The organism is Thiorhodovibrio frisius, from assembly GCF_033954835.1.
In the GTDB taxonomy this organism is placed as follows: Bacteria; Pseudomonadota; Gammaproteobacteria; order Chromatiales; family Chromatiaceae; genus Thiorhodovibrio; species Thiorhodovibrio frisius.
The window spans coordinates 1,145,066-1,161,759 of the sequence record NZ_CP121471.1; the positions used below are offsets into that span (position 1 = coordinate 1,145,066).

The 16,694-nt window shown below is 63.4% G+C and carries 13 protein-coding genes; all 13 read left to right on the top strand.

Features of this window, described 5'->3' with window-relative positions:
* Window positions 1-6 precede the first annotated feature (6 nt).
* The 13 genes from Thiofri_RS05515 (at window position 7) to Thiofri_RS05575 (ending at window position 16,660) form a co-directional block, all read left to right on the top strand.
* Window positions 7-129, top strand: a complete 123-nt coding sequence (locus tag Thiofri_RS05515; protein WP_009150716.1) for a hypothetical protein — start codon at window positions 7-9, stop codon at window positions 127-129.
* A 117-nt stretch (window positions 130-246) separates the two neighbouring features.
* Window positions 247-1,491: a geranylgeranyl diphosphate reductase gene (locus Thiofri_RS05520; protein WP_009150717.1), complete on the top strand. Its 1,245-nt coding sequence runs from the start codon at window positions 247-249 to the stop codon at window positions 1,489-1,491.
* A gap of 258 nt (window positions 1,492-1,749) precedes the next feature.
* Entirely contained in the window at window positions 1,750-2,034 is a 285-nt protein-coding gene (locus Thiofri_RS05525) for a hypothetical protein (protein WP_009150718.1), read from the top strand.
* A complete protein-coding gene (locus tag Thiofri_RS05530) occupies window positions 2,034-4,658 on the top strand; it encodes a sensor domain-containing protein (protein ID WP_009150719.1) in 2,625 nt (874 codons plus the stop codon). Before Thiofri_RS05525 ends, Thiofri_RS05530 begins: the two co-directional genes overlap by 1 nt.
* A 26-nt stretch (window positions 4,659-4,684) precedes the next feature.
* Entirely contained in the window at window positions 4,685-6,586 is a 1,902-nt protein-coding gene (locus Thiofri_RS05535; protein WP_009150720.1) for a methyl-accepting chemotaxis protein, read from the top strand.
* A 13-nt stretch (window positions 6,587-6,599) separates the two neighbouring features.
* On the top strand, window positions 6,600-7,649 hold the full coding sequence (cheB, locus tag Thiofri_RS05540; RefSeq protein ID WP_009150721.1) for a chemotaxis-specific protein-glutamate methyltransferase CheB: 1,050 nt from the start codon (window positions 6,600-6,602) through the stop codon (window positions 7,647-7,649).
* The gene (locus Thiofri_RS05545; RefSeq protein WP_009150722.1) at window positions 7,649-9,202 is read left to right on the top strand and encodes a CheR family methyltransferase; all 1,554 of its coding nucleotides are present in this window, start codon (window positions 7,649-7,651) and stop codon (window positions 9,200-9,202) included. Before cheB ends, Thiofri_RS05545 begins: the two co-directional genes overlap by 1 nt.
* A gap of 2 nt (window positions 9,203-9,204) precedes the next feature.
* The gene (locus Thiofri_RS05550; RefSeq protein ID WP_009150723.1) at window positions 9,205-11,448 is read left to right on the top strand and encodes a hybrid sensor histidine kinase/response regulator; all 2,244 of its coding nucleotides are present in this window, start codon (window positions 9,205-9,207) and stop codon (window positions 11,446-11,448) included.
* A gap of 124 nt (window positions 11,449-11,572) precedes the next feature.
* Window positions 11,573-11,941, top strand: a complete 369-nt coding sequence (locus Thiofri_RS05555) for a response regulator (RefSeq protein WP_009150724.1) — start codon at window positions 11,573-11,575, stop codon at window positions 11,939-11,941.
* Between the two features lie 8 nt (window positions 11,942-11,949).
* Window positions 11,950-12,492, top strand: coding sequence for a chemotaxis protein CheW (locus Thiofri_RS05560; protein ID WP_009150725.1), 543 nt, complete (start codon window positions 11,950-11,952; stop codon window positions 12,490-12,492).
* A 21-nt stretch (window positions 12,493-12,513) separates the two neighbouring features.
* On the top strand, window positions 12,514-13,023 hold the full coding sequence (locus tag Thiofri_RS05565) for a hypothetical protein (RefSeq protein WP_009150726.1): 510 nt from the start codon (window positions 12,514-12,516) through the stop codon (window positions 13,021-13,023).
* A 44-nt stretch (window positions 13,024-13,067) separates the two neighbouring features.
* On the top strand, window positions 13,068-14,603 hold the full coding sequence (locus Thiofri_RS05570) for a transposase (protein ID WP_009150727.1): 1,536 nt from the start codon (window positions 13,068-13,070) through the stop codon (window positions 14,601-14,603).
* Between the two features lie 314 nt (window positions 14,604-14,917).
* Window positions 14,918-16,660, top strand: a complete 1,743-nt coding sequence (locus Thiofri_RS05575; RefSeq protein ID WP_009150728.1) for a diguanylate cyclase — start codon at window positions 14,918-14,920, stop codon at window positions 16,658-16,660.
* Window positions 16,661-16,694 lie beyond the last annotated feature (34 nt).

A 16,694-nucleotide genomic window follows, 5' to 3' on the forward strand; every position in this document is an offset into this window, starting at 1 on the left:
GACCCTATGATGACTGACACTGAGATTCGCGTTGCCGGGCTACAGGCACCGATCAGCGCATTGGGATCCATTGAGGCTGAACGTTTTCTGGCGACGATGTCCCGTGAACGCTTTGATTACACCAAATAGCGTCAAACTGGATTGCCAGACCTTGACATCGAAACCCTGGCGACCCAAGCCAACGCGCTGGCACGGCAGCTTAGTCAAGAAACCTTATCCACTGACCAATAAGTCACTCAACACACCATGTCAGAACTTGAAACTTTCGATGTCGTCGTGATCGGCGGCGGCCCCGCTGGCGCCACGGCGGCGACTGATCTCGCCCGTCGCGGGCGTTCTGTGCTGCTGCTCGACCGTCCCGGGCGTATCAAGCCTTGCGGCGGTGCCATTCCGCCCATTGCCATCTCTGAATTCGAGATTCCCGACGAGCAGCTGGTTGCCAAGATCAACTCCGCGCGCATGGTGGCGCCGAGCGAGCGCCACGTCGATATGCCCATCAATGGCGGCTATGTCGGCATGGTTGACCGCGCCCCCTTCGACGAATGGCTGCGCGAGCGTGCCGCTGCTGCCGGTGCCACCCGGCGCAATGGCAGCTATCAGCGCATTGATCGCGACAGCGACGGCACGGCCATCGTCCACTTCCAGCCCGAGGAAGCAGGCAGCAAAGCCGAGGCCAAACCGGCGCCCGAGCAGGTGCGCGCGCGCGCCATTATCGGCGCCGATGGAGCCATGTCGCGCGTGGCAAAAGACTGCGTACCCGGCGCCAAGGAGCTGCCGCATGTCGCGGCCTATCATGAGATCGTCCGCTCGCCGGATGCCAATCATGGCGACTTCGACCCGACCCGCTGCGATGTCTACTACCAGGGCAAAATCTCACCGGACTTCTACGGCTGGGTCTTCCCCCATGGCGAGACCACCAGCGTTGGCGTCGGCACCGAGCTAAAGGGCTTTTCGCTCAAGCAGGCCACCGCCGATCTGCGCAAGGCCGCCGGACTCGAAGACTGCGAGACCCTGCGCTGCGAGGGCGCCCCCATTCCGCTGCATCCGCTGAAGAAATGGGACAATGATCGCGATCTGGTGCTAGCTGGCGACGCTGCCGGCGTGGTCGCCCCCGCCTCCGGTGAAGGCATCTACTATGCGCTCACCGGCGGGCGCCTCGCGGCCGACGCGGTCGAGCAGTTTCTGATCACCGGCGATGCCAAGGCTTTGGCCCAAGCCCGCAAGCGTTTTATGAAGGCCCACGGGCGGGTGTTCTGGATTCTCGGCATCATGCAGCGCTTCTGGTACAAGAGCGACAAGCGCCGCGAGCGGTTTGTCAGCCTGTGCGACGACCCGGACATCCAGCATCTGACCTGGGAAGCCTATATGCACAAGCGCTTGGTGCGCGCCAAACCCGCGGCGCACCTGCGTATTTTTCTCAAAGACACAGCCCATCTGCTCGGCCTGACCAAGGCTTGGAAGGGCGGCGAGGACAAGGCCCCGAAGACTTGACAGGAACCGCCTGCCTAAGGCTCATGGTCACGGCCACCCCGGAAGATTAAGCCTGTTGATTTACGGTAAGGCTCATAGTGAGCCCCTACCGGGGAGGGTGAAGCTGCTGCTGTTTCACGGTCACGCTCATGGTGAGGCACATCCCGGAGGGTAAAGCTGCTCTTTCACGTTCAGGCTGATGGTCCCGGCCACCCCGGAGGGTGTAAGCTACTGTTCCACAGCAATCCCAGTCAGTCGCAGCACAGTCAGTCACATCAAATGGAAAGCCTTTTCGCCAGCGGCCGCATCATCGACCCCATCTTGATCATGGTGTTGGTGGAAGCTGTTGTGCTGTGGCTTTTGCACCGCGCCACCGGGCGCGGGCCGGGACTCAAACCCCTGTTGCCGCTGCTCGCATCGGGTTTCCTGCTGCTGCTCGCCGTGCGCGCCGCGCTGGTGCAGGCGCCCTGGCCGCTGATCGCGCTGCCACTTGCGGCGGCTTTGCTTACTCACATCCTTGATCTGCTCCTGCGCTGGCCGCGCGAGCACCCATCCCGGCAATAATGGCTTCTCCCCCGTCTCAGTCGCCGACGGCTTCGCATCGAGGCAACGAGCAGCGCTTCCGCACCCTGGTGGAAGTCAATCAAGTGGCCATCATGGAACTCGACACCCAGGGTCGCTTCCGCTACGCCAATCCGGCCGCCTGCCGGATGCTGGGCTATACCCACGAGCGCCTCGTCCAAATGGAGGTCGCGGATCTGCTGCCGGCCGAGGAGGCCGAGCAGTTGCACCGGGATCTGGCCTACTTTGTCGCCGAGCAGCCCGAACCCTTCACCTATACCAACCACAACCGCACCGGGGACGGGCGTTGGATCGAGGTGCAGGTCGACTGGAACTACCTGCGCGATGACAGCGGCGCGGTGATTGGTTTCGTCAGTATTTCCTCCGACATCACCGCCTTTCGACTGTCGCAGCGGTTGCTCGACGGGCGCAATGCCGTCCTCGAGCGACTCGCCCGTGGCGCGCCGCTAGAAGAGATGCTGCGCGCCATTGTCGATTACAGCCAGGACATCATGCGCGATGCCTGGATCTCCATCCATCTGCTCGACGCCGAATGCGGCAAGTTGCATTCTGCCATCAGCAGTCGGTTGCCCACCAGCTACCTGCAAGCTGTCGAAGGCGTGCGCATCGGCCCCAATGTTGGTTCCTGCGGTCACGCCGCTTTCACCGGCGAGCGCACCATCGCGAGCGACCTGCGCAGCGACCCAAAGTGGGACGGCTATCGCGACCTGGTCCTGCCGCTGGGATTGCTCGCCTGCTGGTCGGAACCCATCCTCGGACGCGATGGACATGTGCTCGGCACCTTTGCCATTTACCTGCCGGACGCGCGCGCGCCCGAGCCCGCTGACCTGCAACTCATCGCGTCCGCGGCTGAACTGGCCAGCATCGTAATTGAGCACCAGGAGGACGCCAACGCCCGAAGAGTGGCCGAGGAGCGGGCTCAACTGCTGCTGAATTCCACGGTCGAGGGTATCTTTGGTATCGACCTCGATGAACGCATCAGCTTTGCTAATCCGTCAACGGCGCGCCTGCTTGGTGGATCCGCCGAGGCGATCACCACCGCTGACCTCATTGGTCGCGATCCGCATGCCCTGTTTCACTATGCCAACGCCGCTGGCGAGCCGCTGCCGCGCTCGGAATGCCGCATGCTGCGCGCGGCGCGCGAAGCTTGCCAGCAACATGTGAGTGACGAGGTGTTCTGGCGGCTGGATGGCAGCGCCTTTCCGGTCGAGTACTGGGCCATGCCCGTGTATCATGACGGGCAGGTCACCGGCGCGGTTGTCACCTTCCATGACATCAGCGAGCGGCGTCGCGCCGAGCGTGAGATCGAGCATCTGGCCTTCCATGATCCCCTGACCGGCCTGCCTAACCGGGCGCTGTTTCGCGAAACCCTTAGCCACGCCCATGCCAATTTTCTGCGCCAGGGCCGTCCTTTTGCGCTGCACATGCTCGATCTTGATCACTTCAAGGATGTCAACGACACCCTTGGGCATCCAGTTGGCGATCAACTCCTGTGCGCGGTGGGTGCTCGTATTACAGATCTGCTACGCGCCAGCGATACCCTGGCCCGTCTCGGCGGCGATGAATTCGCCCTGCTGCAGGAAAACATCCAAACCTCTGACGATGCCGCGCGACTGGCGAGCAAGATTATCGAAGCGCTGAACCAGGAATTCCATATCGATCAGCACCCGCTGCGCATCAATACCAGTATCGGCATTCTGATTGCGAGCCGCGATGACTCCAATGTTGATGAAATGATTGGTCGCGCCGATGCCGCCCTGTACCGAGCTAAGGCCGCCGGTCGCGGCACGCTGGCCTTTTTTGAGAGCGAGTTGGCTAGCCATCTGCAACAGGAGATGGAGATTGTCAACGCACTGTCTGAAGCCTTGCAGCAAGAGCGCATCCAGGTGTATTACCAGCCACAGGTGAACTTGGCCGACGCCAGCTTGGTTGGGATGGAAGCGCTGATGCGCTGGGACCATCCGACACGCGGCCTGCTGAAGCCGGAAGAATTTTTTGCCGTGGCGGACAAACGCGGCCTGCTGCGCGATCTCGCCAATGCCGCCATGATGCAGGCCTGCAAACAGGCAGGGGCCTGGCGGAATGCTGGCCTGGACTACAATCAGATTGCGGTCAATCTGTGCGCGCGGCAACTCAACCACCCGCATTTCGTCACCGACACCAAACGCATCTTAGAGACCACCGGTGTTGCCCCCGAGAGCCTGACGCTGGAGCTGACCGAAAGCCTGCTCAGCCAGGCCGACGATCATGCGCAACAGAAGCTGCGTGAACTCGCGGAGCTTGGCGTTCAATTCGCCGTCGATGATTTTGGCGCTGGCTTCTCCTCGCTGCGCCATTTGTCCGACTTGCCGGTCGCCAAGCTCAAGCTTGATCGCAGCCTGGTTGTCAGCCTGCCTGAACAGCGCGACGCGGCAGAAATCGTCAAAGCCAGTATCGCGCTCGGTAAGGCACTGAACTTCACCATCCTTGCCGAGGGTGTCGAAACCCAGAGCCAGGCTGAATTTCTGCACGCCCACGGCTGCGATCAGGCGCAAGGCTTTTTCTACGCCGTTCCAGCCGCCGCCAGCACCATAGAAAAAGACTGGCTGCGCCGCCCGGCCCCTTAACGCGCCCTCAATGAAATAGCCCCGCGATGTTCAAGAACCAAAGTCTTTCCATCAAGCGCCTGTTTCTGCTGTTGGCCATCGCTGGCACCCTGCTCGCGGTGCTGCTGCTGGCAGCCCTGTGGAAAGTCAACCAGGCGCAAACCGAACTGGCGCAGGTCTATGAGCAGCGCTATCACTCTTATCTGCTCGCCGATCAGCTGCGCCAAAGCTCGGACGATCTCACCCGCATGGCACGCACCTATGTGGTCACCGATGATCCGGAGTTCGAGCGCGAGTACTGGGAGGTCTTGGCCATCCGCAATGGCGAGCACCCCAGGCCCCAGCACTACGAGCGCATCTACTGGGATTTTGTCGCAGCGGGCGACCAGCAGCCGCGCCCGGATGGCGACACCATCGCCCTGCGCGAGCTGATGCGCCGCGCCGGTTTTACCGAGGATGAGTTTGCCAAACTGGCCGAGGCACAGGCCAATTCCGATGCCCTGGTGGACACGGAAATGGTCGCCATGAATGCGATGAAAGGCCGCTATCGTGACGACAGCGGCAATTTCGCTCAGCAGGGTGAGCCTGATCCCGAGCTGGCCCGGCGCTTGATGCACGACAAGGACTATCACGCCTTTAAGGCGCGCATCATGAAGCCGGTCGATGAGTTCTTCGTGCTGCTTGATGCGCGCACCAGCCAGGCTGTGGCCGAGGCCCAGCAACGCAGCCAAGCGGCCTATCAGCAGGTTATCGCGCTGGTCAGCCTGACTCTGGTGCTGGGCACTCTGGTGCTCTTTTTGCTCTATCGCTGGCTGCGCGGGCAACTCGGCGGAGAGCCGGCCTATGTGCGCGGCATTGTCGAGACCATTGCCGATGGCGATCTACAGGCGCCCATCAAGCGCCGTGCGCGCGACCACGACAGCCTGCTTGCGGCCATGGCAAGCATGCGCGCCAGCCTGGCCAAGATGCTCGGCGACATCGACAGCCATGCCGGACAGTTGACCGACTCGGCCGAGCGCCTGGCCGACACCGCCGGCATCATCGCCCGCTCTGGCGAAATGCGCATCGGGGCCAATCAGTCCATCGCCGCAGCCGTGGAGGAGATGTCCTCATCGGTGGCCGAAATTACCTCTACCATGGAAGAACTCTCGGCCTCTTCCACCCAGATTGCCGATCATTCCCAGGCGGTGGTGGATGTCGCCAGCCGCACTCTCGCCAGCAGCCGCGCCGGCACCCAGGCCATGCACCAACTGCTCGCGCGCATGGCGGAGATTCGCACCGACAACCAGAAGAGCCTGGATGAAATCCTGGCACTCGGCCAGCGCTCGAAAGAAATTGGCAAATTTATGGACCTGATCGACGCGGTGGCGGATCAGACCAAACTCATCGCTTTCAACGCCGCGCTTGAGGCATCCAGCGCCGGGGATGCTGGCAAGCGCTTCTCGGTGGTGGCGAGTGAAATCCGCCGTCTAGCCGACAGTGTGTCCGAGTCGACGCGCGAAATTGAAGGCAAGATGCTGGACATCCAGGACACCATCGCCCGCCTGGTGGTGACCTCGGAAAAAAGCTCCACCACCATAGCCGCCGGTCTGGCGAGCAGCGAATCCACCGCCGCCATTCTCGATGAGCTGGAACAGGCCGCAGATCAGACCACAGGCGCGGCACAAAAGATCTCTCTTTCCACCCAGCAGCAAAAAACCGCCAGCGCCCAGGTGGTGCAGGCGCTGCATGAGATCGCCGAGGCCAGCACGCATACATCGAGCGCGGTGACCGGTATTTCGGAGATCAGCGCCACGCTTTTATCCATGGCCCAAAGGCTGCGCGCGCTCTTTAAGCGCTTTAAGTTTGCGCGCGCCGAGATCCGCGGCGACGCCCTTATGGACACCGGCGTGGACACGGGCAGCGACACTGGTATTGACACTGGCGGCAACAGCGGCAGCACCACCTGAACGGCTCCACCCCATGAGCATCCGGGTGCTGATCGTCGATGACAGCCCGCTTGCGCGGGGTCTGTTGCGCGCCATCCTCGAGCGCGAGCCGGATATCGAGGTAGTCGGCGAGGCCACCGACGGTTACCGTGCGGTTGATCTGGCACGTGAGCTGCGCCCGAGCCTGGTGACCATGGATATGGAAATGCCGGGCTTGCATGGCCTGGATGCCATTGCCAAGATCATGCGCACCAAGGCGCTGCCGATTCTGGTGGTGAGCAACGTCGAGGATGCCGCCACCGCCTGCGAGGCGCTCAATCGCGGCGCGCTCGATGTGATTGCCAAACCTGACGACAGCGAGGCCAGGGTCGCGGCCTTCATCGCCAAGGTGCGCCTGCTGGCCGGCATGGTGGTTGCCACCCGTTGGCGAGCCCCGCAAGCCCAGCGCCAACTGGCACAAGAACCCAAGGCTTCACCCACCCGGCGTCCCTCACCAGCGCCCCCTCAGGCCTCTGCCCAGTCAAGACTGGTGGCCATCGCCGCCTCAACCGGCGGCCCCCAGGCGCTGGCCACCATTCTCTCGACGCTGCCGGCCGACTTCCCGGCGACGGTGCTCATCGCCCAGCACATCGCTGAGGGCTTCAGTGCCGGTCTGGCGCAATGGCTGTCGCTGAGTTCGCGCCTGCCGGTGCAACTGGCCAGGGACGGTGAAACGCCCCGCAGTGGTCAGGTCTATCTATCCCCGTCGGAGCACAATCTGGCCCTCAGCGCTGGCGGGCGCTTGGAGTTGCGCCCGCGCACTGCCAGCGACATCTACCACCCAAACTGCGATCTGCTGCTGTGCTCGGTGGCCGAGGTAGCCGGCCCGCGAGCAATCGGCTTGATTCTCACCGGCATGAGCAGCGACGGCGCCCTGGGCATGGCGCATATCCGCGCCCATGGCGGCCTGACCCTGGCCCAGGACGAGGCCAGCTCGGTGGTCTATGGCATGAACCGGGTGGCGATTGAGGCTGGCGCCATCGATCGGGTTCTGCCGCTGGCCCAGCTTGGCGCCAGCATTGATCGTGCAGTGCGGGCCGCGTGATGAAAGCGCTTGAGCTCGACGCCTTCAAAACCCTGGTGCGCGAGCACTTCGGTCTCGTCTTCGAGCAGCAGACCCAGAGCAAGCTCGCCGGCGCTCTGGCCAAACGCATGGCCGCCTGCGAGCTATATCTGCCACGCGCCTATGCCGCGCGCCTGCGCGCTGATGCAGCTGAGCGCCAGGCGCTGGTCAATCTGCTCACGGTGAACGAGACCTATTTTTTTCGCGAGCCCGAGCAACTGCGGCTGCTGATCCAACGTCTGATTCCGCGCCGTCTGGCTGTGCGCGCAGACGACGCCAGGGTGCGTCTGCTAAGTGCCGGCTGTTCCTCGGGCGAGGAAGTCTATTCGCTGATCATGCTGCTGACCGAGGTCTACGGCGAGCGCACGCCAGAGTTGTTTGAGGTGATGGGCGGCGACATCGACAGTGCCATTCTGGAGAAAGCCCGCGCCGGGCACTATGGGCGCTTTTCCTTTCGCGGTGTCAGCGCCGAGCGCCAGACGCGGTTTTTCCTGCCCAGCGGCTCTGGCTACCAGGTGCGGGACGGGATTCTCGCTCAGGCGCGCTTCGTACCGCTGAATCTGAGCGCACCGCCGGCCAGCCTGGGCCGGTTCGATTGTATTTTGTATCGCAATGTCTCCATCTACTTTGACGAGCCTACGCGCGAGCGGGTGCTGCGCAATCTGATCCGGCTGCTGAAGCCCGAGGGCTGCTTGATCATCGGCAGCTCCGAGACTCTGGGCAACGACATTGGTCTGCTGGAACTGATCCAGGAAGACGGCCTGTTTTATTTCATCAACCGCTGCTGCGGCGAGAGCGACAGCCCGGTATCCAAGAGCGCGGCTGGGGCTCTGGTCACTGACGATTTCCCACCGCCGCGCCCGCCAGACCCACCAGCCCCGCAACTCGCGCCACCCGCAGCACAAAGAGCCAGGCCGCTTGCCGCAGCGCCCGCGAGTCCGGCTGCTCCGGTCCAGCCCGCGCCGCCGGCACCTGCTAAGCAAGCGCCTATGCCGCTCGCTTCCCAGCCGCCTGCCGCGCCATGGCCACTCGACCCGGTGCAGCAGTTGATTGCCGAGCAGCGCTTCGACGAAGCGCTGGCGACGGTTGGCGAGCGGCTCGCGCAGGCCCCGGCGGATGCCGATGCCCTGCTGCTTAGCGCCTATCTGCTGCTTGAGCGCCGCCAGTTCGACGCGGCCGAGGAGCAAGTCCGCCAGGTGCTCGGACAGCAGCCATGGCTCACCGATGCCTGGCTACTGCAGGGGCTCATCAACAAATGGCGCGAGCAAGCGGACCCGGCAGTGGCGGCTTTTAAGCGCGCGATTTACATCCAGCCGGACTGCTGGCCCGCGCATTTTCATCTCGGCGATCTTTACCGCGCCCGGGGTGATGGCGCGCAGACCGGGCGTGCCTGGTCCGCCGTCGCACGGCTGCTGGCAGCTGAACCACCGCCGGCCAGCGGTCTGCGCCTTCGCGCTCTGGAACCGCCCGCCAAGATGGCCCGCTATCTGTGCGAGCGGCATCTGGCGCCCGAGCGGGAACCGAGGTCGAGCTAGGCATGGCCATCGACCGGAGCAAATTTATCGGCCGCTTTGTCGAGGAAGCACGCGACCATCTGGTCCGACTCGACCGCGGCCTGGCGGAAATGGCCCAGGGCACCGCGGGCGATGGGATCACTGCCAGCGAGATCGATGCCCTGTTTCGTTCCGCGCACACCATCAAGGGCTCGGCGCGCATGCTGAGACTCTTGCCCATCTGCGACACCGCCCATGCCATCGAAGACCTGCTCGGCGCCTTCCGCAGCCGACAGGTGCAAGCGGACACCGGGCTGAGCGCACTGCTGCAGCGCGGCGTCGATGCCATTGCCAGTGCGGTCGATCAGCTCGACCGCCAGCCCGATCCGGACGCCTTGGCGCCGGCGGATGCCGAGCTGTGCGCTGCCCTGAGTGCCGCCGCGACCCCGGGGGATGCTCCCCGACCGGCCGCTCCGGCAGCCAACCAGACGTCCGAGCGGGCCGCAACCCAAGAGGCAAAAGCAGCTTCGGCTCCGGCGTCAGCTCCAACTCCAGCTCCGGCGTCAGCACCGACTCCGGCTCCAGCTAAGCCCCCAGCTCCAGCGGCCCCACCCACGTCAGGCCTGTCGGACAGCGACACCCTGCGCGTGCGCCTCGACCATCTCGACGGGTTGGTCCGCCTGATGGGCGAGATCATCGCCCAGCACGACCGATTGCGACTGCGCCCGGATGAAGCCCGGCGCATCGCCCGGGGTGCCGAGGCCGAGATCGCGCCGGCCTGCGAGGCCTTCGCCCACAGCCTGCGCGAGGATGTGCAGGACCAGGAGGTGCTGATCCGCGAGCTGCATGACCGCGCGCTGGCGCTGCGCATGCTGCCGTTGTCGATTCTGTTCGAGCCCGCAGCGCGCAATCTGCGCCAACTTGCCCGCTCGCTCGGCAAAGAGGTGCGCTGCACCATCACGGGCGACGCCATTTCCCTCGACCGCCAGTTGATTGATGAGCTGGCCGATCCCCTGCTGCACCTGCTGCGCAATGCCGTGGACCACGGGCTCGAACCGCCCGATGAACGCCAGGCTGCCGGCAAGCCCCGCAGCGGTTCTGTGCGACTCGAAGCACGCCGGGATGGGCGCTGGGTGGAGATCGTCATTCGCGACGACGGTCGCGGCATTAATGTCGCCGCGGCCCGCGACAAGGCCATTCGCAAGGGCTTGCTGAGTGCCGAGCAGGCGGGCACGGCCAGCGACAGCGAGATTGTTGATCTGATCTTCACCCCCGGCTTCTCCACCAGCGCGCTGATTACTGATATCTCCGGGCGCGGCGTGGGCATGGACGTGGTCAAGTCCATTGTGCTCGACCGCCTGCAGGGCAGTATTCAGGTCGACAACCGCCCCGGTCTGGGCGCGACCTTTCGCCTGCGCCTGCCCCTGTCACTGGCCATCATGCGGGTGCTCTTGATCGAGGCCGGGGGCGAGACCCTGGGGTTTCTTGCCCAGCATGTGGCGGAAATCCTGCGCCTTTCGCGCGACAGCCTGCTCGAGGTGGCCGAGCGGCGCGCGGTCATCGTGCGCAATGAGTTCGTCCCTGTCATGCCGCTTGCCGAGTTGCTCAATCCCGCGTTCAAGGCCGTGCCCGCAACTGCGACCGCACCGGAAGCGAACCCCCAAGTCTTGCTGGTCATCCTGCGCGTCGGCCAGGAGAAACTCGCGCTTGAGGTCGATGCGCTCCGCGACGAGCGCGATCTGGTGGTCAAGCCGGTACCTGAACATCTGCGTCACCTGCATCTGGTCTCAGGCTTTGTCAGCAGTGGCGCGCTGGCGGTGGTCAGCGTGCTGCACGCGCCCGCAGTACTCGATCTGGCCGCGCGCGCCCGTGGTCAGTCGGTCAGCGACGGTGCTCAGGCAACGGCGACAGCAGGCGAGCGTGTCAATCGCCTGCTGGTGGTGGATGATTCCCTGAACACCCGGGAAATCGAAAAGGACGTACTCCAAGCCCATGGTTACAGCGTCACCCTGGCCGAGGACGGCATTGACGGCCTGCACAAGGCCATGCGGGAGCAATTCGATGCCGTGTTGACCGATGTGGAAATGCCGCGCATGGATGGCTTTACCCTGACTGAGCGCCTGCGCGCGCTCGACGCCTACCAGGCGACGCCCATTGTGATCGTCACCTCGCGCGAGAAGGAAGAAGACCGTCAGCGCGGTCTGCGCGTCGGCGCCGATGCCTATATCGTGAAAGGGGACTTCGACCAGAGCAATCTGATCGGCACCCTGCGCGCGCTGCTTGGCTGACAGTGACGCGCATGATCGCAACCCGCCGGCGCGCCCCGACAACTGGTCCTACAACACCAAAGCCGGCATGGTATCTTGCGCTGATCAGCCGCACTGCCGCCTGCGTGCGTAGGAGCTCCCCCAAATGCACATTCTGATTGTCGATGATGACCCGCTGGCCGCTGAACTCTCCGCCGCCATCCTCCAGGCCGCGGGCTACCAGACCCTGGTCGCCGAGCAGGCGCTGGATGCACTCGAACAGCTCGAGGCCAATCCGGACCTGGATGTGGTCGTCAGCGACATGCACATGCCGCTGATGAACGGCATTGAATTCTTCGCCGAAGTGCGTGAGCGCGGCTATCCCTGTCGCTTTATTCTGCTCACCGGCGACGCGCCCGAGGAACTGCAAACACAGCAACCGGGGCTCGATGCCTGCCTGCTGAAAGACTTCAGCCTCGAACACAGCTTGCCGCGACTCGTTGCCGAACTGACCGCCAGCCGCCACGAAGCCTGAGCTTGCCCATGTCTGGTCCCAGCCTCGATGACATTCTGGCCGAGCGGCACAGCAGCCTTGCCTCCGGCGCCAGTCAGGCGGGCGAGGTTGTGGATGTGGATGAGCCCGTCGTCAAGCTGGTGATCTTCACCCTGGCCGACCAGACATTCGCCTTGCCTGGTCAACAGATTCGCGAAATTCTTGCCGCCCCCTGGGTCTACAAGGTGCCTGGCGCGCCTGCGGCGCTTGAGGGGGTGATCAGCGTGCGCGGTGAGATCGAATCCGTTCTCTGCCTGCGTAATCTGCTGCAACTGCCAGCAACCAACCCTGAGAAAATGGCAGTGCTCTTGACGCGCGGCGCCCGCCTGCAAACCGGCTTGCGCGTCGATGAAGTCATTGACCTGTGCGACCAGCCCGAGAGCGCCCTGCAGCCGGCGCCAGACACACTGCCAGATAATCTGCGTCCGTACGTGCGCCACCTGACCCGCCTTGGCGAGCGCGGTGTCAGCCTGCTTGATCTCGACAGCCTGCTGGCGGCCTACAGCAAGAATGTTGCCCACAAAGCCGCTTGAGCAAGGCGCCGCTGCCAATCCATGAGCGCCCTTGATTTGGTGCTGTGCCGGGCCGCCGGTCACTGCTTCGGTTTTGAAGCTGCCTTGGTGCGTCAGGCCCAGAACTGTGGCTCGGCTGCGGTTACAAGTCTCGAGACCTGCCTGGGCCTGCCTGAAGATGGAACACAAGACCGCCATCTGCTAAGCCTGCGCGGTTGCAATGGCGACTGGACTGTCGATGTTGCCGGACCACTAGAATTAACCAGTCTGCCGATCAGCCACATTCATCCACTGCCACCGCTGCTCGCCCTGCAACCGCCGCTCCCTGGCCTGCGAGCGCTCGCCCTTGTGCCGCCAGAAGAGCCAAAAGCTCCAAAAGCTCCAAAAGCTCCGAAAGCCCCACAAGCCCCTGACGCGCGACTGATTCTGCTGCTCGACCCCCGCACTCTGGCACTGCGGGCCAGCAACAATTCGCTAACCGCAGTAGGCTACAATGATGAGTCCCCTCCGAAAAGCCCCCGGACCGCTCGACCGAGAGCCGAGGACTGGTAAAATAGGGCCATCCGTCCACCGTCTCACCCGAGCCCCTCCAAACGATGTTCCGAGCCAGCCCTGCCAGCAGCCAGATTGATCTGTTCAGCAACGTCGAGCAGTTCTTGCGCGCTCTCGACCAGAAGAAGCTCAACGATCCCAACGCCTGGCAGAACGTCTTCCTCGACCAAGTCACCAACCGCATTCCCGAGGAGCGTTTCGCCGAGCTGTTCGATGACACCACCGGTCGCCCGAACGCCCCGCTGCGCCTGCTGGTCGGGATGCTCATCCTCAAAGAGGGCTTCGGCTGGAGTGACGAGGAATTATTCGAGGCGGTGCACTTCAATCTGCTGGTGCGTCGCGCCTTGGGACTGATGAACCTCACCGACGAAGTGCCGGTCGAATCGACCTACTACCTGTTCAAGCAGCGATTGTATGCCCACCAAGTCGAGACAGGCGAGAACCTGCTCAAAGACGTCTTTCAGGAGCTCACGCGCGAGCAAGCCAAGCGCCTCGGCGTGGTGGGTGATCGCCTGCGCATGGATAGCACCCTTCTGGGCAGCAACCTGGCCGCTTGCACCCGCTTACAGCTCATCATCGCCTGCCTGCAGGTCTTCTGGAACAGCCTCGCGCCCGAGCAGCAAGCGCGCCTAAGCGACGCCGACCGCGCCCTGTTGCAGCGCCTGTGCGCCAAACGCCCGAGTCAGCACATCTACCGCCTGGAAGAAACCGCCAAGCACGCCTGGCTCGAGGAGCTTGGCGAATTACTCCTGCGTCTGCATCAGACTTACGATGCCCAGAGCAGCCCCCGCTATCCGCTCATCGAGCGGCTACTGCTTGAGCAATACCAGGTCGATGATTCAAACGAGGCGACCCGCGTGACGCTCAAACCCGCCCAAGAGATCAGTGCCGACTCGCTCCAATCCCCGCATGACGAAGACGCCGCCTACCGCAAGAAGCGTGATGAGACCGCGCGCGGTTACAGCGTCAACCTCACCGAAACCTGCCAGGACGACGGGCTCAACCTCATCATCGACGTCCAAGTCGAGCCCGCCACCGCCGCTGACAACAGCTACCTCCAAGAGGCGGTCGCTAACAGCGAACAGGTGCTCGAGACCCCGGCAGAAGCGATCTCCGCCGACGGCGCCTACTACAGCGAAGCCAATGAGACCTACGCCAACGAGCAGGACAAAGACATCCATTACACCGGCTTCCCCGGCAAGCCCGGGCGCTACGACGTTGAGCACACCGAGGAGGGCGTCGTGGTCATCGACCGTCACAGCGGCGAGCGCCAACTCGCCGAGGAATACAAACCCGGTCGCTATCGGTTCCGTGCCGATGGGCAGTGGCGCTACATCACTGACAAAACCATTGATGCCGCAGCCGCTCGACGGCGCACGGAGCATCTTCCGCGCGAGCTCTTCAATCGCCGTTGCAACGTCGAGGCGAGCATCTTCCAACTCGTCTACCACACCCGAAACAAGAAGCTGAAGTATCGCGGTCGCCGCGCCGTTCAGCTCTGGGCGGTGTGCCGAGTGGCGTGGCTCAACATGAAGCGGATTGTCCTGTATCAGGCCAAAGAGGCCGAAATGCTCACCTGAACGCTAGCCCGGGGCTGCCCGGCAATTGCCAACAGCTTCGATCGCGGCAGGCTTACACGAATCGCGGCATAACCCAGTCAATTTTCGTCAATTATCTGTGTAATTCCCGCCGCTCGCGCGACTGTTTACTATCCCTAGCGCTCAGCCCGCAGCCAGCAGCGGCTCGACGGCGGAGTGCCTTTTCGGAGGGGACTCAATGATGCTCTATTTTCCCACTCTCCTGAACCGTGCCAGCGCTCTTGATCCCAGTCCCCCGAAGAGCCAATCCGTTCGATTCACAGAAAACGCCCCCAGGCTAGCCAAAAACAACCAGAATGACGGATCAAGATCAGTCCCCCAGTGATCAGTCCTCCGATGGTCAGTCTCTAGAAGCCATCAAGGCCCGCCTGCGCCAGAGCTTTGTCGAGGGACTGCCAGCGCGCATCGCGCAATGTCGCGTCGATATTGCTGCCATCAATGCGCACGGCACTGCTGAAAAGGACCGTCTGGCGGCGCTGAAGCGTCTGCATCTCAGCTTTCACACGCTCAAGGGCTCGGGCGCATCCCTTGGCCTCAGCACGCTCGCGCAACTTGCGGAACCCGCCGAAAAGGCGGTGCAAGGGGCGTTGAAACAAGCACCAGTCAACGAGCGGGAATCCTTGCGCAAACTAGAGCGCACCCTCACACCCCAGCTCGACGCCATCGAGCGGGCGATTCTCAACCAGATGGCAAGGCCGCCGAGTGCGCCGGAGGCCGCGGACGCGAAAGCCGCATCCGTCGCCGCCCGCGCCGACCCACACCAGCGCGATCACCGCATGGTCTATCTGTGCGACGATGATCCGCATCAACTGCAGCAACTGGCCAATCAACTCGCCTGCTTTGGCTATCCGCTGAAAGCCTTCAGTCGGCTCGACGCGCTCAAGGCGGCCATTCTCGAGCAAACGCCCGCCGCCGTGGTGATCGACATCGTCTTCCCCGAGGGCGAAAACGCCGGCCCGGAAATGCTCGCCGAGCTGCGCCCGCAGCTCAATACCCAGATACCGGCTATTTTCATCTCCAGCCGCGATGATTTCAGCGCCCGACTGCGCAGCGTGCGGGCCGGCTCAAGCGCCTTCTGCCCCAAGCCGGTGAATATCCCTGAGATGGTCGAGTTTCTCGATCACCTGACCAACCCCGCGCCGCCCGAGCAGTTTAATGTGCTGATCGTCGATGACGAACCCGAGCTGGCCCGGCTGCATGCCGCGACGCTTGAGAGCGCGGGCATGATCTGCCAGGTCGTCACGGCGCCCGAGGATGTCCTCAGCGTGCTCGAACGCTTCCGCGCCGATCTGGTGCTGATGGATCTGCACATGCCGGACTGCTCCGGCCAGGAACTCGCCAGCATGCTGCGCCAGATTCCCGGCTACGTCAGCCTGCCGATCATTTTTTTGTCATCCGAAACCAATCAGGAACGCCAGTTCCAGGCCCTGCAAGCCGGCGCCGATGGCTTTCTGGTCAAACCCATCGAACCACGCCGCCTGGTCGACGAGGTGCGGCTGCGGGCCGAGCGCATGCGCACGCTACGCTCCCTGATGGTGCGCGACAGCCTGACCGGCCTGTTCAACCACAACACCATCCTGCAATTTCTTGAGCTTGCCGTCGCCAACGCCCGCCGCAACACCAGCCCGCTGTGCTTTGCCATGATCGACGTCGACCACTTCAAGCTGGTCAATGACACCCACGGCCACCCTGCTGGCGATCACGTTCTCATGGCTTTAAGTCGCACCCTGCGTCTACGCCTACGCGACTCCGACTCCATCGGCCGCTACGGCGGCGAAGAATTCGCCGTCGTACTCAACGACACCGGGCTAAAGGACGCGACTGAACTCCTCGACGCCCTGCGCACCGACTTCTCGCGCATCCAATTCCAGGCAAACGGCCAGAAGTTCAGCTGCACCTTCAGCGCCGGCATCGCCACCTTCCCCAATTGCCCCGACCCCCGCCGACTGACCGAAACCGCCGACCACGCTCTCTATAATGCAAAACACGCCGGGCGCAACCAGGTCGCCACATTAGTGTGCGATGGCCTCGAGCGGTGAATACGGCGTACTGATGCGATGGTATCTGGTCGAT